This is a genomic window from Pedobacter glucosidilyticus, from assembly GCF_002483235.1.
In the GTDB taxonomy this organism is placed as follows: domain Bacteria; phylum Bacteroidota; class Bacteroidia; order Sphingobacteriales; family Sphingobacteriaceae; genus Pseudopedobacter; species Pseudopedobacter glucosidilyticum_B.
The window spans coordinates 1-15353 of sequence record NZ_DLHN01000011.1 but is presented as its reverse complement, the minus strand read 5'-3'; the positions used below and the strand labels follow the sequence as shown (position 1 = coordinate 15353).

General features: G+C 35.7%; 16 protein-coding genes. 13 read left to right on the top strand and 3 right to left on the bottom strand.

Translation table 11 applies throughout. From position 1 onward, the window contains the following. Nucleotides 1–351 precede the first annotated feature (351 nt). The 11 genes from B2745_RS02425 to B2745_RS02375 all read left to right on the top strand — a co-directional run bounded on the left by B2745_RS02425 (nt 352) and on the right by B2745_RS02375 (nt 11729). A complete protein-coding gene (locus B2745_RS02425) occupies nt 352–1659 on the top strand; it encodes a NarK family nitrate/nitrite MFS transporter (protein ID WP_304063214.1) in 1308 nt (435 codons plus the stop codon). An 8-nt stretch (nt 1660–1667) separates the two neighbouring features. Continuing rightward, nucleotides 1668–5189 carry a nitrate reductase gene (locus B2745_RS02420; RefSeq protein ID WP_304063211.1) on the top strand — a complete coding sequence of 1174 codons (3522 nt, stop codon included), beginning with the start codon at nt 1668–1670 and terminating at the stop codon, nt 5187–5189. Further along, a complete protein-coding gene (locus B2745_RS02415; RefSeq protein WP_304063208.1) occupies nt 5189–6652 on the top strand; it encodes a rubredoxin domain-containing protein in 1464 nt (487 codons plus the stop codon). Before B2745_RS02420 ends, B2745_RS02415 begins: the two co-directional genes overlap by 1 nt. Then, the gene (locus B2745_RS02410) at nt 6649–7383 is read left to right on the top strand and encodes a sulfite exporter TauE/SafE family protein (protein WP_304063206.1); all 735 of its coding nucleotides are present in this window, start codon (nt 6649–6651) and stop codon (nt 7381–7383) included. Before B2745_RS02415 ends, B2745_RS02410 begins: the two co-directional genes overlap by 4 nt. Nucleotides 7384–7391: 8 nt before the next feature. Further along, the gene (locus tag B2745_RS02405; protein ID WP_304063203.1) at nt 7392–8327 is read left to right on the top strand and encodes a GTP 3',8-cyclase MoaA; all 936 of its coding nucleotides are present in this window, start codon (nt 7392–7394) and stop codon (nt 8325–8327) included. Between the two features lie 6 nt (nt 8328–8333). Further along, nucleotides 8334–8567 (top strand): MoaD/ThiS family protein, encoded by a 234-nt coding sequence (locus B2745_RS02400; RefSeq protein ID WP_304063200.1) that lies wholly within the window; start codon nt 8334–8336, stop codon nt 8565–8567. Continuing rightward, a complete protein-coding gene (locus tag B2745_RS02395) occupies nt 8527–9033 on the top strand; it encodes a molybdenum cofactor biosynthesis protein MoaE (protein WP_304063197.1) in 507 nt (168 codons plus the stop codon). Before B2745_RS02400 ends, B2745_RS02395 begins: the two co-directional genes overlap by 41 nt. A 6-nt stretch (nt 9034–9039) precedes the next feature. After that, nucleotides 9040–9318 (top strand): SelT/SelW/SelH family protein, encoded by a 279-nt coding sequence (locus B2745_RS02390; RefSeq protein ID WP_304063194.1) that lies wholly within the window; start codon nt 9040–9042, stop codon nt 9316–9318. Nucleotides 9319–9322: 4 nt separating this feature from the next. Continuing rightward, complete coding sequence (gene mobA, locus B2745_RS02385) at nt 9323–9877, top strand: molybdenum cofactor guanylyltransferase (RefSeq protein ID WP_304063192.1); 555 nt, start codon at nt 9323–9325, stop codon at nt 9875–9877. Between the two features lie 43 nt (nt 9878–9920). Next, nucleotides 9921–10232, top strand: a complete 312-nt coding sequence (locus B2745_RS02380) for a hypothetical protein (RefSeq protein ID WP_304063189.1) — start codon at nt 9921–9923, stop codon at nt 10230–10232. Nucleotides 10233–10769: 537 nt separating this feature from the next. After that, a complete protein-coding gene (locus tag B2745_RS02375) occupies nt 10770–11729 on the top strand; it encodes an HNH endonuclease (RefSeq protein ID WP_304063186.1) in 960 nt (319 codons plus the stop codon). A gap of 23 nt (nt 11730–11752) precedes the next feature. Here B2745_RS02375 and B2745_RS02370 read toward each other — a convergent pair whose 3' ends face one another. Then, a complete protein-coding gene (locus B2745_RS02370) occupies nt 11753–11944 on the bottom strand; it encodes a hypothetical protein (RefSeq protein WP_304063183.1) in 192 nt (63 codons plus the stop codon). A gap of 441 nt (nt 11945–12385) precedes the next feature. Here B2745_RS02370 and B2745_RS02365 point away from each other — a divergent pair, with 441 nt between their 5' ends. Continuing rightward, nucleotides 12386–13612 carry an ATP-binding protein gene (locus tag B2745_RS02365; protein ID WP_304063180.1) on the top strand — a complete coding sequence of 409 codons (1227 nt, stop codon included), beginning with the start codon at nt 12386–12388 and terminating at the stop codon, nt 13610–13612. Further along, the gene (locus B2745_RS02360; RefSeq protein ID WP_304063176.1) at nt 13609–14172 is read left to right on the top strand and encodes a DUF4276 family protein; all 564 of its coding nucleotides are present in this window, start codon (nt 13609–13611) and stop codon (nt 14170–14172) included. Before B2745_RS02365 ends, B2745_RS02360 begins: the two co-directional genes overlap by 4 nt. A 289-nt stretch (nt 14173–14461) precedes the next feature. Here B2745_RS02360 and B2745_RS02355 read toward each other — a convergent pair whose 3' ends face one another. Together B2745_RS02355 and B2745_RS02350 are read right to left on the bottom strand one after the other, a co-directional pair. Continuing rightward, nucleotides 14462–15169 (bottom strand): hypothetical protein, encoded by a 708-nt coding sequence (locus B2745_RS02355; RefSeq protein WP_304063173.1) that lies wholly within the window; start codon nt 15167–15169, stop codon nt 14462–14464. Nucleotides 15170–15173: 4 nt separating this feature from the next. Next, nucleotides 15174–15353 (bottom strand): hypothetical protein (locus B2745_RS02350; protein WP_304063170.1); only part of this gene is annotated, 180 nt, incomplete at its 5' end.

Here is a 15353-nt window from a genome sequence, read left to right as displayed (position 1 = left end):
ACCACATTCCAAAATAAATAAGCAGTTTTTAAGAAGAATTACACTTAAAAACGACATAAAAATGAGTTTCTAAGTATAAAAATTGTGTTTTTAACCATTTTTAAATTTAAAAATCCTCAATAAACAAATAAAAGTCATAATAAATCATCAAAAACCAACATAAATAACACTTAAATATTACTAATATCATATAAATTATAGTATTTCGCTTAAAAATTTGTCTTAAAATATTACTTATGATAAATTTATATCAATAAAAACAACACTTAATATCAATTTTTTGAGCTAATTTTTAAAATCATTTAAAATTATTAGATAAATCAGAATTAAAATCTATCAAATACTAGAATCATGATAAAAGCAAACGAAAAACCACTAGAAAAACTTAACTTATTTAGTGTAAAAGGTATACAAATGAGAACTTTCCATATCACATGGCTCATGTTTTTTGTTTGTTTCTTCGGATGGTTTGGTTTAGCCCCTTTAATGCCAACCATCAGGGCAGAACTTGATTTAAGTAAAGCGCAAGTTGGCAACCTCATTATAGCCTCTGTAGCTTCTACCATCATAGCCCGCTTAGTTATTGGCAGGTTGTGTGATGTTATAGGCCCACGAAAAGCTGCAATTTGGTTATTAAGCTTAGGATCTTTACCTGTGTTTTTAGTTGGCTTGGCCGATTCTTACGAGACTTTTTTATTATTCAGACTTGCTATAGGCGTCATAGGTGCATCTTTCGTGATTACACAATACCATACTTCTATGATGTTTGCACCAAAAATTAAAGGAACTGCCAATGCCATAACCGGAGGATGGGGAAATTTAGGTGGTGGCGTAACCAATATGGTGATGCCCTTAATTTTTGCGGCTATTGTTGGCTTCGGTTATACCGATGCCCAAGCCTGGAGATACGCCATGATTGTACCCGGGCTGATGATGCTTGTAGCCGCCTTTTTATACTGGAAGTATACCAAAGATACTCCGGCAGGAAATTTTGATGAGATTAACAAAGAGAAATCAGCTGCTGCTAAAACAGATTGGTCTATTTTGGGAGATTGGCGAGTTTGGGCCTTAACCTTAGCTTATGCCATGTGCTTTGGTATGGAAATAACCTTTGATAATATAGCTGCCCTTCATTTTGTAGACTCTTTTGGCCTATCGCAAAGTAGTGCCGGCTTTTGGGCTGGTGTATTTGGCTTCATGAATATTTTCGCCAGGGCAATGGGCGGCATCGTATCAGACAAAACCGGATTAAAATATGGCTTAAAAGGTAAAGGTATTTTACTGGCCATCATGCTGCTGTTAGAAGGCTTTGGCTTACTGTTATTTGCTTTATCCGGTTCGTTTGTATTAGCCATTGTGTCTATGCTCACTTTCGCCTTATTCTTAAAAATGGCAAATGGCGCAACCTATGGTATTGTTCCTTTTGTGAACGAAAAAAATGTAGGAATGGTGAGCGGTATAGTAGGTGCCGGTGGAAATTTGGGTGGTATGGCCTTTGGTTTCTTGTTTAAAGTAGAATCTATCAGCTATGTTCAAGCATTTCAATACATAGGCTATATCATCATTATCGTTTCTATCATTATCCTCATTACAAAATTTTCTACCTCAAAAACAGCAAGCCTTGAAACTCAAAACTTATCGTTGAAAACATCTAAATAAAAATTTATATGTCGCACACTAAAAAAACAACAGAACAACTTACTTCTACCTGCAGCTATTGCGGAGTGGGTTGTGGTGTGCTTATCCAAAAAGAAAAAAACGGAAATATTTTGGTTGAGGGAGATAAAAATCATCCTTCTAACAAAGGAATGCTCTGTAGTAAGGGCCTAAACCTGCATCATACTGTAAACGATAAAAGCGATAGGTTGCTGTATCCGCAAATGCGTTACAATAAAAGCATGCCTTTACAAAGGGTAAGCTGGGATGATGCTTTAGAACGTACGGCCGCAGTTTTTAAAACTTTTATAGATAAATATGGCCCAGATTCGGTTGCCTTTTATGCCTCAGGGCAATGTTTAACTGAAGAATATTATGTGATTAATAAGCTCATCAAAGGTTTTATTGGCAGCAATAATATAGATACCAATTCTAGATTATGTATGAGTAGCGCCGTTGTAGGCTATAAAATGTCTATTGGCGAAGATAGCGTACCCATTTGTTATGATGATATAGAACTGGCAGATTGCTTTTATGTTACCGGTGCTAACCCAGCTTGGTGTCACCCTATCATCTGGAGAAGAGTTGAAACTCATAAAGCTGCTCATCCTGAGGTAAAAATCATCATTGTTGACCCACGCATAACCGATACTTGTGCTATTGCAGATTTACATTTACAAATCAACCCCGGAACTGATGTTACCCTTAACCACGCCATTGGCAGGCTGTTGATAGAAAATGGAGATATTGATATCAACTTTATCCAACAACATGCAGAAGGTTATGAGGCTTATAAGGCTGTAGTTTTTGAAAAAAGCTTAGAAGATGCGGCCCAAATTTGCGGCTTAAACCTTGATGATATTACACTGGCAGCACAATATATTGGCGAAGCCAAAGGCTTTATCAGTATGTGGACGATGGGGCTTAACCAAAGTGCTATAGGGACTCATAAAAACCTAAGTTTGATTAACCTCAACTTAATTACCGGTCAAATTGGCAAACTTGGTGCTGGTCCGTTTTCATTAACCGGCCAACCCAACGCTATGGGCGGCCGAGAAGTTGGAGGCCTATCAAACCTTTTACCTGCCCATCGCAACCTTAATAATCCCCTACACAGAGAAGAAGTGCAAGCTTTTTGGGGAGGAAAAAAAATACAAGAGAAACCCGGCTTAACCGCAACAGAAATGTTTGAGGCCTTAGAAACCGGGCAATTAAAGGCTATTTGGATACTGTGTACCAATCCATTAACCAGCTTACCCAATACCCGGCAAGCCGAAGCTGCATTAAAAAAAGCCAAATTTGTGGTGGTACAAGAAATCAGCAATAAACCAGAAACTTTAGCTTACGCTGATGTTGTTTTACCAGCAGCAGCTTGGGCAGAGAAAGAAGGTACCATGACAAATTCTGAACGCAGAATCACCTATCTACATAAAGCTGTAGATGCCCCCGGCGAAGCTTTACCTGATGCTGAAATCATCTGTAAATTTGCTCAAAAAATGGGCTATGATAGCTTCAACTACAACAACGTTGAAGAAATATTCATAGAACATACCAAACTTACCAAAGGAACCAACATTGATATACATGGCTTAAATTATGCTATCCTGAAAGAAAATAGAAGCATTCAATGGCCTTATAAAAAGCATAAACCAAACGGAACAAAACGTCTTTTTGAGGATAAAAAGTTTTATACACCATCACAAAAAGCCATCTTACATGCCGTACCGGATACTTTAACCAGCGAAAAACCAAATCCCGATTTTCCTTTTATCCTAACCACTGGCCGTATTAGAGACCAATGGCATACCAGAAGTAAAACGGGTAAAGTAAACAAGCTAAACCAGCATATCAAACAAGCGTATCTAGAAATTCATATTCAGGATGCTGAGCATTTGCAGCTGAAAGAAGATGACATAGCCATCATTACTTCCACAAGAGGAGAAGTAAGAGCTAAAGTAAAAATTGGCGATACCATTAAACCGGGTGTGGTTTTCTTACCTATGCATTGGGGTAAAATTTTAGGAAACGATTTAAACCGAGCAAATAATATCACCAATGATTTGCTTGACCCCATTTCTAAAGAACCAGATTTTAAATACTGCGCTGTTAAGGTTACTAAATATCAAAAACCAGAACAAAAAATAGTGGTTATTGGCGCCGGGGCAGGTGCTTATGGCTTTGTTAAAGCTTATAGAGAAATTAACCAAGAAGATGCGATAACCATCTTTAGCAAAGAAAATTTTCCTTTTTATAATAGGGTCATGCTTCCAGATTATATCAGTGGAGAACAACGCTGGGAGCAACTGGTAAAAATGACAGATGAAGAAGAACCAGATTATAAAATTAGGCTTCATCGCGGTGTAAGTGTTGAAAAAATAGACCGGGAGCAAAAATTGGTTATCGATAGCTTGGGTAGAAAAACACCTTACGATATTCTGATCATGGCAACAGGAAGCAGAGCATCAGTACCAAAAAACTTACCCAATTTAAAAGGTATTTTCACCATGAGGAGCCGTACAGATGCGGATAATTTCAAAAATCATATTCCTAAAAATGCCCATGTTGCTATCTATGGTGGTGGATTGCTAGGTTTAGAAATGGCTGCTTCTTTAAGAGAAATAGGTGTTAAAATCACCATTATCCAAAGAAGTTCTAGGCTTATGGGCAGGCAGCTAGATGCTTTGGGCAGTCAGCTTTTACACGAAGAAATGGTAGATCTAGGTTGCGATATTTATTATGATGACGAAGTACAACTCTACTACGGAAGATCAAAACTAACAGCTATTGGTCTAAAAAGCGGAAGAAAAATAAATTGTGACGCTATTATTTTAGCTATTGGCACCACACCAAATATAGAACTAGCCAAAGCATCGGATTTAAACTGCAAAAAAGGTGTTGTGGTTAATGATTATCTGCAAACTAACGACCCAAATATTTATGCGATAGGAGAAATTGCCGAGTTTAATGGTAGCTTATATGGCATTACCGCTGCCGCAGAACAACAAGCCAGCATAGTTGCCAACTATTTAAACGGAGATATTGCCAGCTACTATAGCGGTAGCACCAACATGAATTTGTTAAAAATCAATGGTTTTGATTTATGCAGCATTGGTTTACCAGAATGCCCTGATGAGAGTTATGAAGAAATAGTTTTTATCGATAAAGCTAAGCGATATTATAAGAAATGTATCATCAAGCAAGATAAACTGGTTGGTGCTATTCTCATTGGCGACAAATCTGAATTTTTAGAATTTAAAGAACTTATTGCTAACAAAATAGAGCTGAGCGAAAAGAGAATGCAGTTGCTTAGAAGCGGCAAAAAAGCAGAACCTGTTAAAGGTAAACTCGTTTGCAGTTGCAATAACGTTGGTAAAGGTAATTTAGAAGAAAAAATAGCTTTGGGTTGTACAAATTTAAACACCTTATGCAGTGCCACTGGTGCAGGTCAAGGTTGCGGCTCTTGTAAATCAGAAGTTAAAAAAATCCTTGATGAAGCATCCCAAAAAGAGGAAGTAGTTTTAAATCTAATCTAATGGCTATAGAAACGCACATCATCAAAATAAACTTACCGGGTGGCATTGTCTCTATCGGAGATTTACATGAAATCTTGACCATTGCAGAACAGTGCGATGTAGAGAATATCAGATTTGGTAATCGCCAACAAATTCTATTTAAAATTACAGCAACTGCACTAGAAGACTTAAAAGATAGGTTTATGGTTCATGATATTCCCTATGAAATAGACCAAGATGAGTTTCCTAACATTGTAAGTTCTTATGTTACAGAAGAAATTTTTCAAACATCCTTATGGTTAACAGAAGGTGTTTATAAAGATATTTTAGACGGCTTTAATCACCAGCCAAAGCTTAAAATTAATATAGTTGATTACTACCAAAATTTAATTCCCTTTTTTACGGGCAACCTTAATTTTATAGCCTCAGAGACTAATAATTTCTGGTATTTATATATCCGTTTTCCAAAAACGAATGATATGTTTTGCTGGCCCTCATTAATCTATTCTGAAGATATTGCGGCTTTGAGTTCAGTTTTAGAAAATTACATTAGTCCTAATTTTAATAAAGAAACAACTAACCTAAACGGAGAGGATATTTACGCTCAGGTTCTTAAAAGCCATAATTTTCATCAACAAGAAATTCAAAAACCCTTAATACATACCGATTTTCAATTACCTTATTACGAAGGACTTAACAAATACAGCGAAAACAAATTGTGGCTAGGTATTTACAGGAGGCATGAGGAATATAGCATCAAATTCTTAAAAGCCGTTTGCGAGATTTGCAAATCAACAAGAATTGGCCAGCTCTATACCACCTCGTGGAAATCTATAGTTATCAAAAATATCAATATCAAAGACAGAACTTATTGGAGTAGCCTATTAGATAAATTTAGAATCAATATTAGGCATGCTGCTAACGAATTAAATTGGCAAGTTGAAGATTTATGCGAAGAAGCTTTAAAGCTAAAAATAGACTTGGTTAAACAGTTTGAAGAAGCCGATTTAAGAACCTATCGCTTATGTTTTGCCATCAAAACTAAGCCTAAAACAGGCTTATTTAGCTCTATCGTTATCAGAAAAAGAAACAGTAAAAATAGCACTGGTAAAGAGTTGTATGAGCTTTTGTACACACGAAACTTTAATCCAAATTCTAAAGAATATATCACTTTTCATGAGGGTGTTACCATAGAACAGCTTGTACCAAAATTGACAGAAATTTGTACCCTGTATTATCATTTGAGAGAACATACAGGAAAAAGCTCTGAAATAGAAAAGGAAAGACCTAAGCAAATACAAAAACATCATGTTTATCAGTGTAAAAACTGTTTAACCATTTATGATGAGAATTACGGAGATAGCACACAAGAAATAGCTCCAAAAACAAATTTTAACAGTTTAGAATCCTATTTTTGCCCTGTATGTGAGGCTCCAAAAGAAGATTTTCTTGAAATTCACTTAGCAAAACAGCCTTTTTTATGAGCATAGAAATCTTATTGCTATTGGCCTTATTTTCAGTTGGATTTTTATACGCATCTGTAGGGCATGGTGGCGCTAGCGGCTATTTGGCTGTACTTTCTATTTTTGCTATTCCGCTTGCTCAATATAAAACCATGGTGCTTTTGCTCAATATTTTGGTTGCTGGCGCTGGTTTTATCCAGTTTTACCGAGCCGGATTTTTCAGATGGCATTTGTGCTGGCCTTTCCTATTAACCTCTATCCCATTTGCATTTTTAGGCTCAAAATTCGCATTAGATACTCAAATTTACCATACACTTTTAGGTATAGCTTTGGTATTTCCGGTCATCAGGTTATTGGGATTTGGTAGCCGAGAAACTCTAATAAAAAAAGATATTCCTTTGGTAAAAGCTTTAATTTGGGGAGCACTATTAGGTTTATTAGCAGGCATTTTAAACATAGGCGGTGGTATATTTTTAAGTCCTCTACTTATGCTGATGGGCTGGGCAAATAGCAAAGAATCAGCATCGGTTTCAACCTTATTCATCGTTTGCAACTCTTTAGCGGGGCTTTTAGGTTATCCAAACGCTTTAGAAATACAAGATTCATCGGTATGGTTTTGGTTTTTTTCGGCTTTAGCCGGAGGCTTTGCAGGCGCATATTTTGGTAGCCGCTATTTTAAAATTTCTACCGTACGATATTTATTAACTGTGGTATTAGCAATTGCTTCTTTTAAACTTTTATTTTTGATGTGATGGAGGAAATGGAAGATATCTACAACAGAAAGTTTAAAAAGCTAAGACTTAGCCTACTAGACCATTGCAATTTCAATTGCTCTTACTGTACTATGGGAACTGATAATGTAGCTAGCAAACCTCAACAAAAGGTAGATTTTTTTATTCAGAGAGTTGCAAAATTACATCAATACTTAGCACTAGACAGTATAAGACTTACAGGAGGCGAACCTTTATTGTATCATCAACTTGCATCTCTTATTCATGAGCTTAAGAAATTAGAAATACCAGAAATCACTTTAACCACCAATGGTTTTTTATTAGCTAAACAAGCATCCAACCTAAAAAATGCGGGTTTAGATAGTATTAATATTTCTTTAGATGCGATAGATGAACTTACTTTCCAGAAAATAAGCAAAAGAAAAAAAGTACAAGAAGTATTAAACGGTATTGAAACAGCTATCAAAGCTGGTTTAAAGGTTAAATTAAATGCCGTTATCATGAAGGGGCTAAACGAGCAAGAGATTTTACCTTTATTAAAATATGCTTTTGATTTAAATATCCCTATCAGGTTTTTAGAATTGATGGCTATGGGCCATTTACATGAGCAAACTACAGCTCAAATTTTCACTAAGGATGAGATTTTGGCTACCATCGCTCAGAAATATCAATTCACCAGAGTGATTAGAAAAACATCGGCTACAGCCAATTATTGGCAAACACAAGAAGGGCATTTTTTTGGGATAATCGCCAATGAAAGCGCCCCATTTTGTCATGACTGTAACCGCTTACGTATGGATGCTCAAGGAAATTTATTTGGGTGTTTAAGTAGTAACAGATCTGTTTACATGGCTGATGAAGACTCGGAAGAGCTTTTAAAACAGAAGCTACAATACGCCATGAAACAAAAACAAAGCCTTAAATTTACCGGAAGTAGCCTAACTATGTTAGAGATTGGAGGATAAATCATCATGAAAATAAAAGTTTTTGCCGCCCTTAAAGATTATTTCGATAAGGATTTTCTCTTAGAAGAAAATCTTAAAACGATTACAGATTTAAAGGCTCACTTAGCCCAACAACAACCTAAAGCCTTAGCATTGCTAAACCTTTGCCGCTTTGCTGTAGATGATGAATTTGTAGACTTAAGCCATTTAATCCATGAAAATGATGAAATCAGCGTTATTCCCCCAAGTAGCGGAGGTTAATATTTCTCCTTTAAGTGATATAGATTTAGATTTGGTTCAATTGCTGAGCTTGGCCCACGACCCAAAAGCGGGTGCTGTGGTCTTGTTTAGTGGCGAAGTTAGGGATAACAGTATTGGCAAAACGGTTAACTATCTAGATTATGAAGCTCATGAAAGTATGGCTAGTAAAATGATTGCGAGTATTGTGGAAGAAGCTGCAAAACGTTGGCATTTAACCAAAGCTCTAGCCCAGCATAGAACTGGGAAAGTAATGTCTGGCGAATCTGCTGTGGTGGTGATTACTTGCTCGCCACACAGAAAAGAAGCTTATGCCGCAAATAGATATATTATTGATAGGATAAAACATGAAGTGCCCATTTGGAAATGCGAATATTTTAGCGATGGAACCAAAGAATGGGGAGGAAATTGTTCTTGCCAAAAAATCACTGGCGATGCTAATAAACACGTTTATGAATTTGAGGGTTAATCAAATATGAAACCAACCATCACCATAGAATATTGTCCAAAATGTAATTGGATGTTAAGAGCTGCTTACATGGCTCAGGAAATATTATCAACTTTTACAGATGATGTTACAGCGGTTAGCTTAAAACCTAGTGAGACAAGTGGAAAATACAGCATCAGCGTAGGCGAACTAGAACTATTCGACAGAAAAAAAGAAGGTCGGTTTCCAGAAATAAAAGAGCTAAAACAACTGATAAGAGATCAGGTAAACCCCGAGAAAAGCTTAGGTCATTCTGATAAAAAATAAGCCTATGCCAACGTTAAGCGGATTAATTTTATGCGGAGGCCAAAGCAAAAGAATGGGGACCGATAAAGGCTTAATTTTAAAAGATAAGCAACCTTGGTTTGCCTTGATGACCGAAAAACTCAAACCTTTTCACCTCCAAACCTTTATTTCTATCAATAGAACACAGCTAGCACACTATCAAACTCATGCAAACGCAGAAATTTTTATTATTGACCATCATGAGGTTAAAGGCCCTTTAAACGGCTTGTTATCTGCACATCAACTACATCCTGAAACAGATTTTATAGTTTTAGCTTGCGATTTGATAAATCTGCAAGCAGCTACCCTTACTAAACTGATAGAAAGCTATCAACAATTTCCTGATTATGATTATTACGCCTACCATAACCAACAATTTTGGGAACCTTTATGTGCCATTTATACGGCTAAAGCGTTAAAAGCTTATGATGATCAAGCATCGCCTAAGCATAGTTTTCAAGCTTTGTTAAACCAAGGGAACACCTATAAATTGGATATACAGCAGCCAGAAAGTTTTATTAACCATAACCAAGCTTTATAATTGGCATCTCTTTTGGATACTATCTATCCAAAAATGAAATACTATGAAAAAGTTAATTTTAACAACCGCATTTGCTGGCATGGTAAGTATTGCTGCATTTGCCCAAGAGAAAAACACCAAAACAGATACTGTTGTAAACGATATTAAAAAAGGCGTAAAAAAAGCTGGTCATAAAACTGCAGAACTTGGTGTAAAAGGCGGAGCCAAAATCTTAGACCAACAAATAAAAGATAAGGTAGGCCCAGCCGGACAAAGCGTTTACCGCGATGGTAAAGACCGCATTTATTATATAGATGGTAAAGGAAATAAAATTTACATCAAAACATCAGATTTAAAGCCTGCTAAAACACCATAAATTTGATTTTTAACCCCATAACCCTAAGCATAAATTCAATTTGCTTAATGTTTGAAGCTCAGAAATGATGCAGGAGCATGAGGTTGTCCCAAATCACCACTTTATGTCAGGCTGAGCAGAGTCGAAGCCTTTTTTGAGTATATCAGAGAACATTTCGACTCCGCTCAATTTGACAAATAAGATTTTGGAGACAACCTCTTGTTTTAATGTAAGCTCCCCCATAATTTTGTCATAGCGAACACAGTAAAGCTATCACGATTGTTTTGTCATCGTAATCAACCATTTGCAAGGTGTCCTCCTCTTGGAGGAGGCGAAGGAGGAGGAAGAAAAAATAATCGAAATATTGCATCACCCTTGTGCTCGTTTGCAACGCGTACTTAACATGGTTTAACGATTTTATCGTTGGTTTATCATCATCACCATAGCCACAGGTTTAAACCTGTGGCTATAGAAACCATAAACAATTAAGCATCTTTCTACTTTCGAAATCCCACTTGCATTATTCCATCAAATTCTGCAATATTGTATGATACCCTTATGCAAGAGACACTAAACAAATATCTTTACGCACTTAGTAAGCTCAAGCGAGGTTCTACACCCTATGGCTTAGCGCCACATAAACCTATTTTACTCATCAGTATCATAGAGTTAATAGATAGAGGTGTGCTTACGGAAAATAAGGTATACATCAATGCAGACCTCGTGGGTACATTCAAAGAGAATTGGCAGTTATTGGTTAATACGTTAAATCAGGCCGACTTTACCCAGCCTTTCTATTATCTACAAAGTGATAAAGCAGATGCTAAGCCTTTTTGGTTTTTATTGCCACATTCTGGATGTCAAATTAATGCTCATATTAAAAGTGTAAATACCTTAGCCGCAACCGTAGCCTATGGTTTTTTCAACGAAGAACTGTATCTCTTACTAAGCAATCCTTTGTCACGCCAGCTTATCAAAGAAAAGCTTTTAACAACTTATTTCCCTTTAACCCAGCAAAAATTACAAAGCCAGGCAAAAGAAGCAGGTTATCTTCATCAATTAGAAGACTATGTTTTAAACGAACCACAAGCTCGTTATAAAACCATCAAGATAGAAACAGAAGAAGATGTTTTTGTACGCAACGGACTGTTTAAAAAGCTCATACCTAAAGCATATTTAGCTACTTGCAGCTTTACAGGGATGAAACTAAGCTCTACTTATGGTCACAGTTTTGTAGATGCCTGCCATATCATACCCTTTAGCATCACACATGACGATCAAATTAGTAATGGCATTGCTTTATGCCCCAATATGCATAGGGCATTCGATCGAGGGCTATTAAGTATTGATGAAAACTACAAAATACTCGTTTCTCCCGCTATTATCGAAGATGCAGAACATGTTTACAGTATCAACAAACTAGAAGGTAAACAAATACACCTGCCTCCCGGCGAAAGGTATTATCCTGCACACGAGAACTTAAAATGGCACAGGGAAAATATATTTAAAGGCAAATAATGAAAACGAGAAACTTTGTGGTTTTAACCTCTCGACTTGTATCCTGGGATATACAAAGGCGGTACTCTTTCCAAATCTTTAGACATACCACTAAACCTGCTAGAAGAGGCTTCTTTTTTTACCCTCGAACAATTTTTTGAACTAACAGCCTGACCGCTCTGGATAACAGACCCATTAGACGTACAATCAGTTGGTTTCTGCGAAAATCTTTTCATAGTTCCTTACAGTTTTGATATGTTCTTTTTCTCTTTCAAGAGGTACAATAAAGATAGCGCTATTTCTTTTATTCCCGTAGGATGGCGTAAAAGATCCGCTTTATTTCATAGTTAGTCTTCTCATGATGATTTAAAGCCTTTCGCTTTAAGTCTTCCATCCGGCTTGCCAAAACATCATCCCAGCTTATCCTCTATCTAGCACAAGAAGCCTTTGCCGCTTCCCTTGGTCATTATTCTTGCCACAGAAGAATTTTTAATATGTCAGTTTGTTTTGTCAAGTGGTTTGGTTCAAAGTATAATTTTACAGAAAAAATTATACTTTTATTAAACATTTAGATTGAGGTTTTATATTCGTCATAACAGCGTACTATTTTAAAAGTTTAATAAAGTTCCATGTTTTGTGGTTTTTCCTATTACGCCTAATTCTATTACATTTGTATAATGGCTGATCACATATCAAAATCTACATATTCAATTTCCGAAGTTTCTATAAGAGGCTTCAAATCTATTGAAGATTTAAAGGTAACTATCATGCCTGGTCTTAATATACTAATTGGAAAAAATGGAGCCGGTAAATCTAATTTTCTTGAAGGCTTAAACAGTATTTTACATAGCATTTATCGTGGAATCATTGGGTTTAAAAATGGTAGCTTAGTATTTAATGCTATAGAAGATTATAGTATTTCTTATACTATTGATAGGTTAAGTGCAAAGGCCGCTACAAGTACAGTTGATGATATCAATGAAGCGTACCAACAAAAACTACTTCTTAATAAAGAAGTTATTTTCGATAGCACAGATATAGAAGCTAAGACTTTTAACTTTAAAGGAAAGAATATTAGATCCGGAGGTAATCTTAGATTGGTTTTGCAAAGACTGGGAATGCGTTTTATTCTTCCTAAATATGTTCGCTTTGATTATCCTGCTGATATTAAGGGAATTGCCATTCCAAGTTCACTAAATATAACATTAGAGGCTGATGACTTTTGGGATTACGATGTTGATTCAACGTTATTGTATAAGTCTTATAGTAAATTGGAAGACAGCTTTTTTGCCTCAATAGATGATGAAGATGATGATGATTTACAAAATAAATGGAATCATGCACTAAGCAATTTAAATGCTGAAAATATTATTTCGCAAATGGAGTTAGACCAAGAGGTTATTGATAATCTACGTCTGTTTACCCCTATTAAAGGGTTAAGGTTTAATAAGAATATTTCACTTTATAGAAACGATTCCCATTTGATTGTTGATAATATTAGGTTAGATTTTTTAGTAAACGACAACTGGTTGCCTTGGTCTCAACTATCAGATGGTACCAAACGCTTATTTTTTATTATTACTGATGTTACCCTTAACAAAGGAGGAATAACCCTTGTAGAAGAACCAGAACTTGGAGTACATCCACACCAGCTGTCTTTATTAATGCAATTTCTCAAAGAGCAGTCAGAAGATCAACAAATCATAATTTCCACCCATTCTCCAAAAGCGCTGGATATTTTAACCTCTGAAGAATTAGATAGAATTATGATTGCCAGGTATGAAAAAGGGCAGGGAACACAAATTTCAAGGATGATAACAGAACAGCGTGAAAAAGCTACTGCTTACATGAATGAAGTGGGCTACCTAAGCGATTATTGGTTACTATCAGATTTAGAAGAATGATTCAGGTAGGTTTGGTTGGCGAAGATCCTAACGATACTGCAGCGATAAAGAACTTGCTAAGTAGTAAATATGAAGGTAAACTTCAGTTTAAACCTTTACTGAAAGGTATAAAGGGCTATCAGTTAGACAATCCTAAAACATCTAGGGCGTTAGAGCAGGAAGTAAAAAGAACATCCTGCAAAATCATCATTTTTATCAGAGATCTGGACGGCTTTGATACCCAACAAGACTTTGTAGAGAGGAAGAAAACTTGGTTTAAAAAACTGAGTAAAAAAGAAGACGTGTTATTGTTAAATGTATGGGAGTTAGAGGCTTTAATTCTTGCAGACATTGCAGCCTTTAATAACCTGTATAAATGTAATATTAGTTTTACAGGTAATCCTATGCGTCAGAAAGATCCAAAAGAATTTCTAAAATCAAAAACTGCTAATGGAAAGAGACAGTATAAAGAATCTCATGCACCAGAAGTTTTTCAATCATTAAATATAGATTTGTTGATAAAAAACTGTGCTTTTTTTAAGGAGTTTATGTTAGAGTTTGAAGGAAAGCTTTCTGCATAATTCATGTAGACACAATGCATTGATTAATCAATAAACTATTAAAAGCTTCCCCTAAATTTATCCCGGGGAAAAATAATGGAAAACCAGTAAGGATTTCTTATCTAATTCCTGTTATGTTTAAGTTATAATATTAGTCACAGGCCGATGTTTGCGATAGAAGTGGGTCGACCCCAAACATTGGGTCAGAAATGAATTTACCTCACTAAGCACCTTGGGGATTAAAGTGCAGTCGGACTCTATTTCAAGTTGCATAAGTGCCCTATATAAAAATAAATAATTCATCTCTATTTCATCTGCTGCCATACATTCTCCAGTTCAATTTAATCTCTGACAGTTCTTCATAACCTATAATTTTTTGCATGATAGACTTTTTATGATCAGCACCAATTAAAAAAACTGCTTGCTGATATTGATTTTCTTTACTGTAATTGTAAATATTTTGAATCATTGAGTTCTCGCGGTTTACGCGATGCTCAGCATAAAATAATCTATAAGTATTAAGTAGCCTTTCATTCTCGATATCACATTCCAGAATATTTTTTTCTATTGACTCCTTTCTATCTAAAAAGTCTAAAAATTTATCACTGTTAAGGTATTGAAAACCTTCCTGTGCTACCAAAGCATCTCTCTCATTCTCTAACTTTATATAATCCTCGTGTTTAAAGATTTTTAGAAAAGTATAGGTAATCTCATTCTGATAATTCGATAATTTTTTACTTACATCAATATCAACAGGAACAATTTTGACCCTATGGTATTGTTTATATTTTTTGATACATTTCACCTCAAGAGGCACTACTGGCGCTGGCTTATTACGCAAAATGCAATTCACACAATACGTATCAAATGAGTCGCTATAATACATATCAGAATAATCACTTGTTAACTCATCGAATATTACTTCGGGCTTTATCTCTTTCAGGATGTCAAATAATTCATCAGAATTACATTTTCCATTTTCCAAATGTGCAGTGCAAATTAAAATTATATTATACATCCTTTTAGGGTATATGCTCCATTAAGGTAAAATAAAAATATTGTTGTAAATCCTCCAAAAATCTTTTAGCCACAAACGGGAGTCGTGGAGAAGTTTGTGCTTTGTTGAAAGTTTTTGTAACACTTTTTCCGCTTGCTTTCTGATAGTGCTTAACGAAAGCTTTTACAAAAGATTTATTTGACTT

Coding starts and splice junctions, on each gene's coding strand:
- B2745_RS02425 (WP_304063214.1), top strand. CDS start 352: ATGATAAAAGCAAACGAAAAACCACTAGAAAAACTTAACTTATTTAGT.
- B2745_RS02420 (WP_304063211.1), top strand. CDS start 1,668: ATGTCGCACACTAAAAAAACAACAGAACAACTTACTTCTACCTGCAGC.
- B2745_RS02415 (WP_304063208.1), top strand. CDS start 5,189: ATGGCTATAGAAACGCACATCATCAAAATAAACTTACCGGGTGGCATT.
- B2745_RS02410 (WP_304063206.1), top strand. CDS start 6,649: ATGAGCATAGAAATCTTATTGCTATTGGCCTTATTTTCAGTTGGATTT.
- B2745_RS02405 (WP_304063203.1), top strand. CDS start 7,392: ATGGAAGATATCTACAACAGAAAGTTTAAAAAGCTAAGACTTAGCCTA.
- B2745_RS02400 (WP_304063200.1), top strand. CDS start 8,334: ATGAAAATAAAAGTTTTTGCCGCCCTTAAAGATTATTTCGATAAGGAT.
- B2745_RS02395 (WP_304063197.1), top strand. CDS start 8,527: ATGATGAAATCAGCGTTATTCCCCCAAGTAGCGGAGGTTAATATTTCT.
- B2745_RS02390 (WP_304063194.1), top strand. CDS start 9,040: ATGAAACCAACCATCACCATAGAATATTGTCCAAAATGTAATTGGATG.
- mobA (WP_304063192.1), top strand. CDS start 9,323: ATGCCAACGTTAAGCGGATTAATTTTATGCGGAGGCCAAAGCAAAAGA.
- B2745_RS02380 (WP_304063189.1), top strand. CDS start 9,921: ATGAAAAAGTTAATTTTAACAACCGCATTTGCTGGCATGGTAAGTATT.
- B2745_RS02375 (WP_304063186.1), top strand. CDS start 10,770: ATGCAAGAGACACTAAACAAATATCTTTACGCACTTAGTAAGCTCAAG.
- B2745_RS02370 (WP_304063183.1), bottom strand. CDS start 11,944: ATGAAAAGATTTTCGCAGAAACCAACTGATTGTACGTCTAATGGGTCT.
- B2745_RS02365 (WP_304063180.1), top strand. CDS start 12,386: ATGGCTGATCACATATCAAAATCTACATATTCAATTTCCGAAGTTTCT.
- B2745_RS02360 (WP_304063176.1), top strand. CDS start 13,609: ATGATTCAGGTAGGTTTGGTTGGCGAAGATCCTAACGATACTGCAGCG.
- B2745_RS02355 (WP_304063173.1), bottom strand. CDS start 15,169: ATGTATAATATAATTTTAATTTGCACTGCACATTTGGAAAATGGAAAA.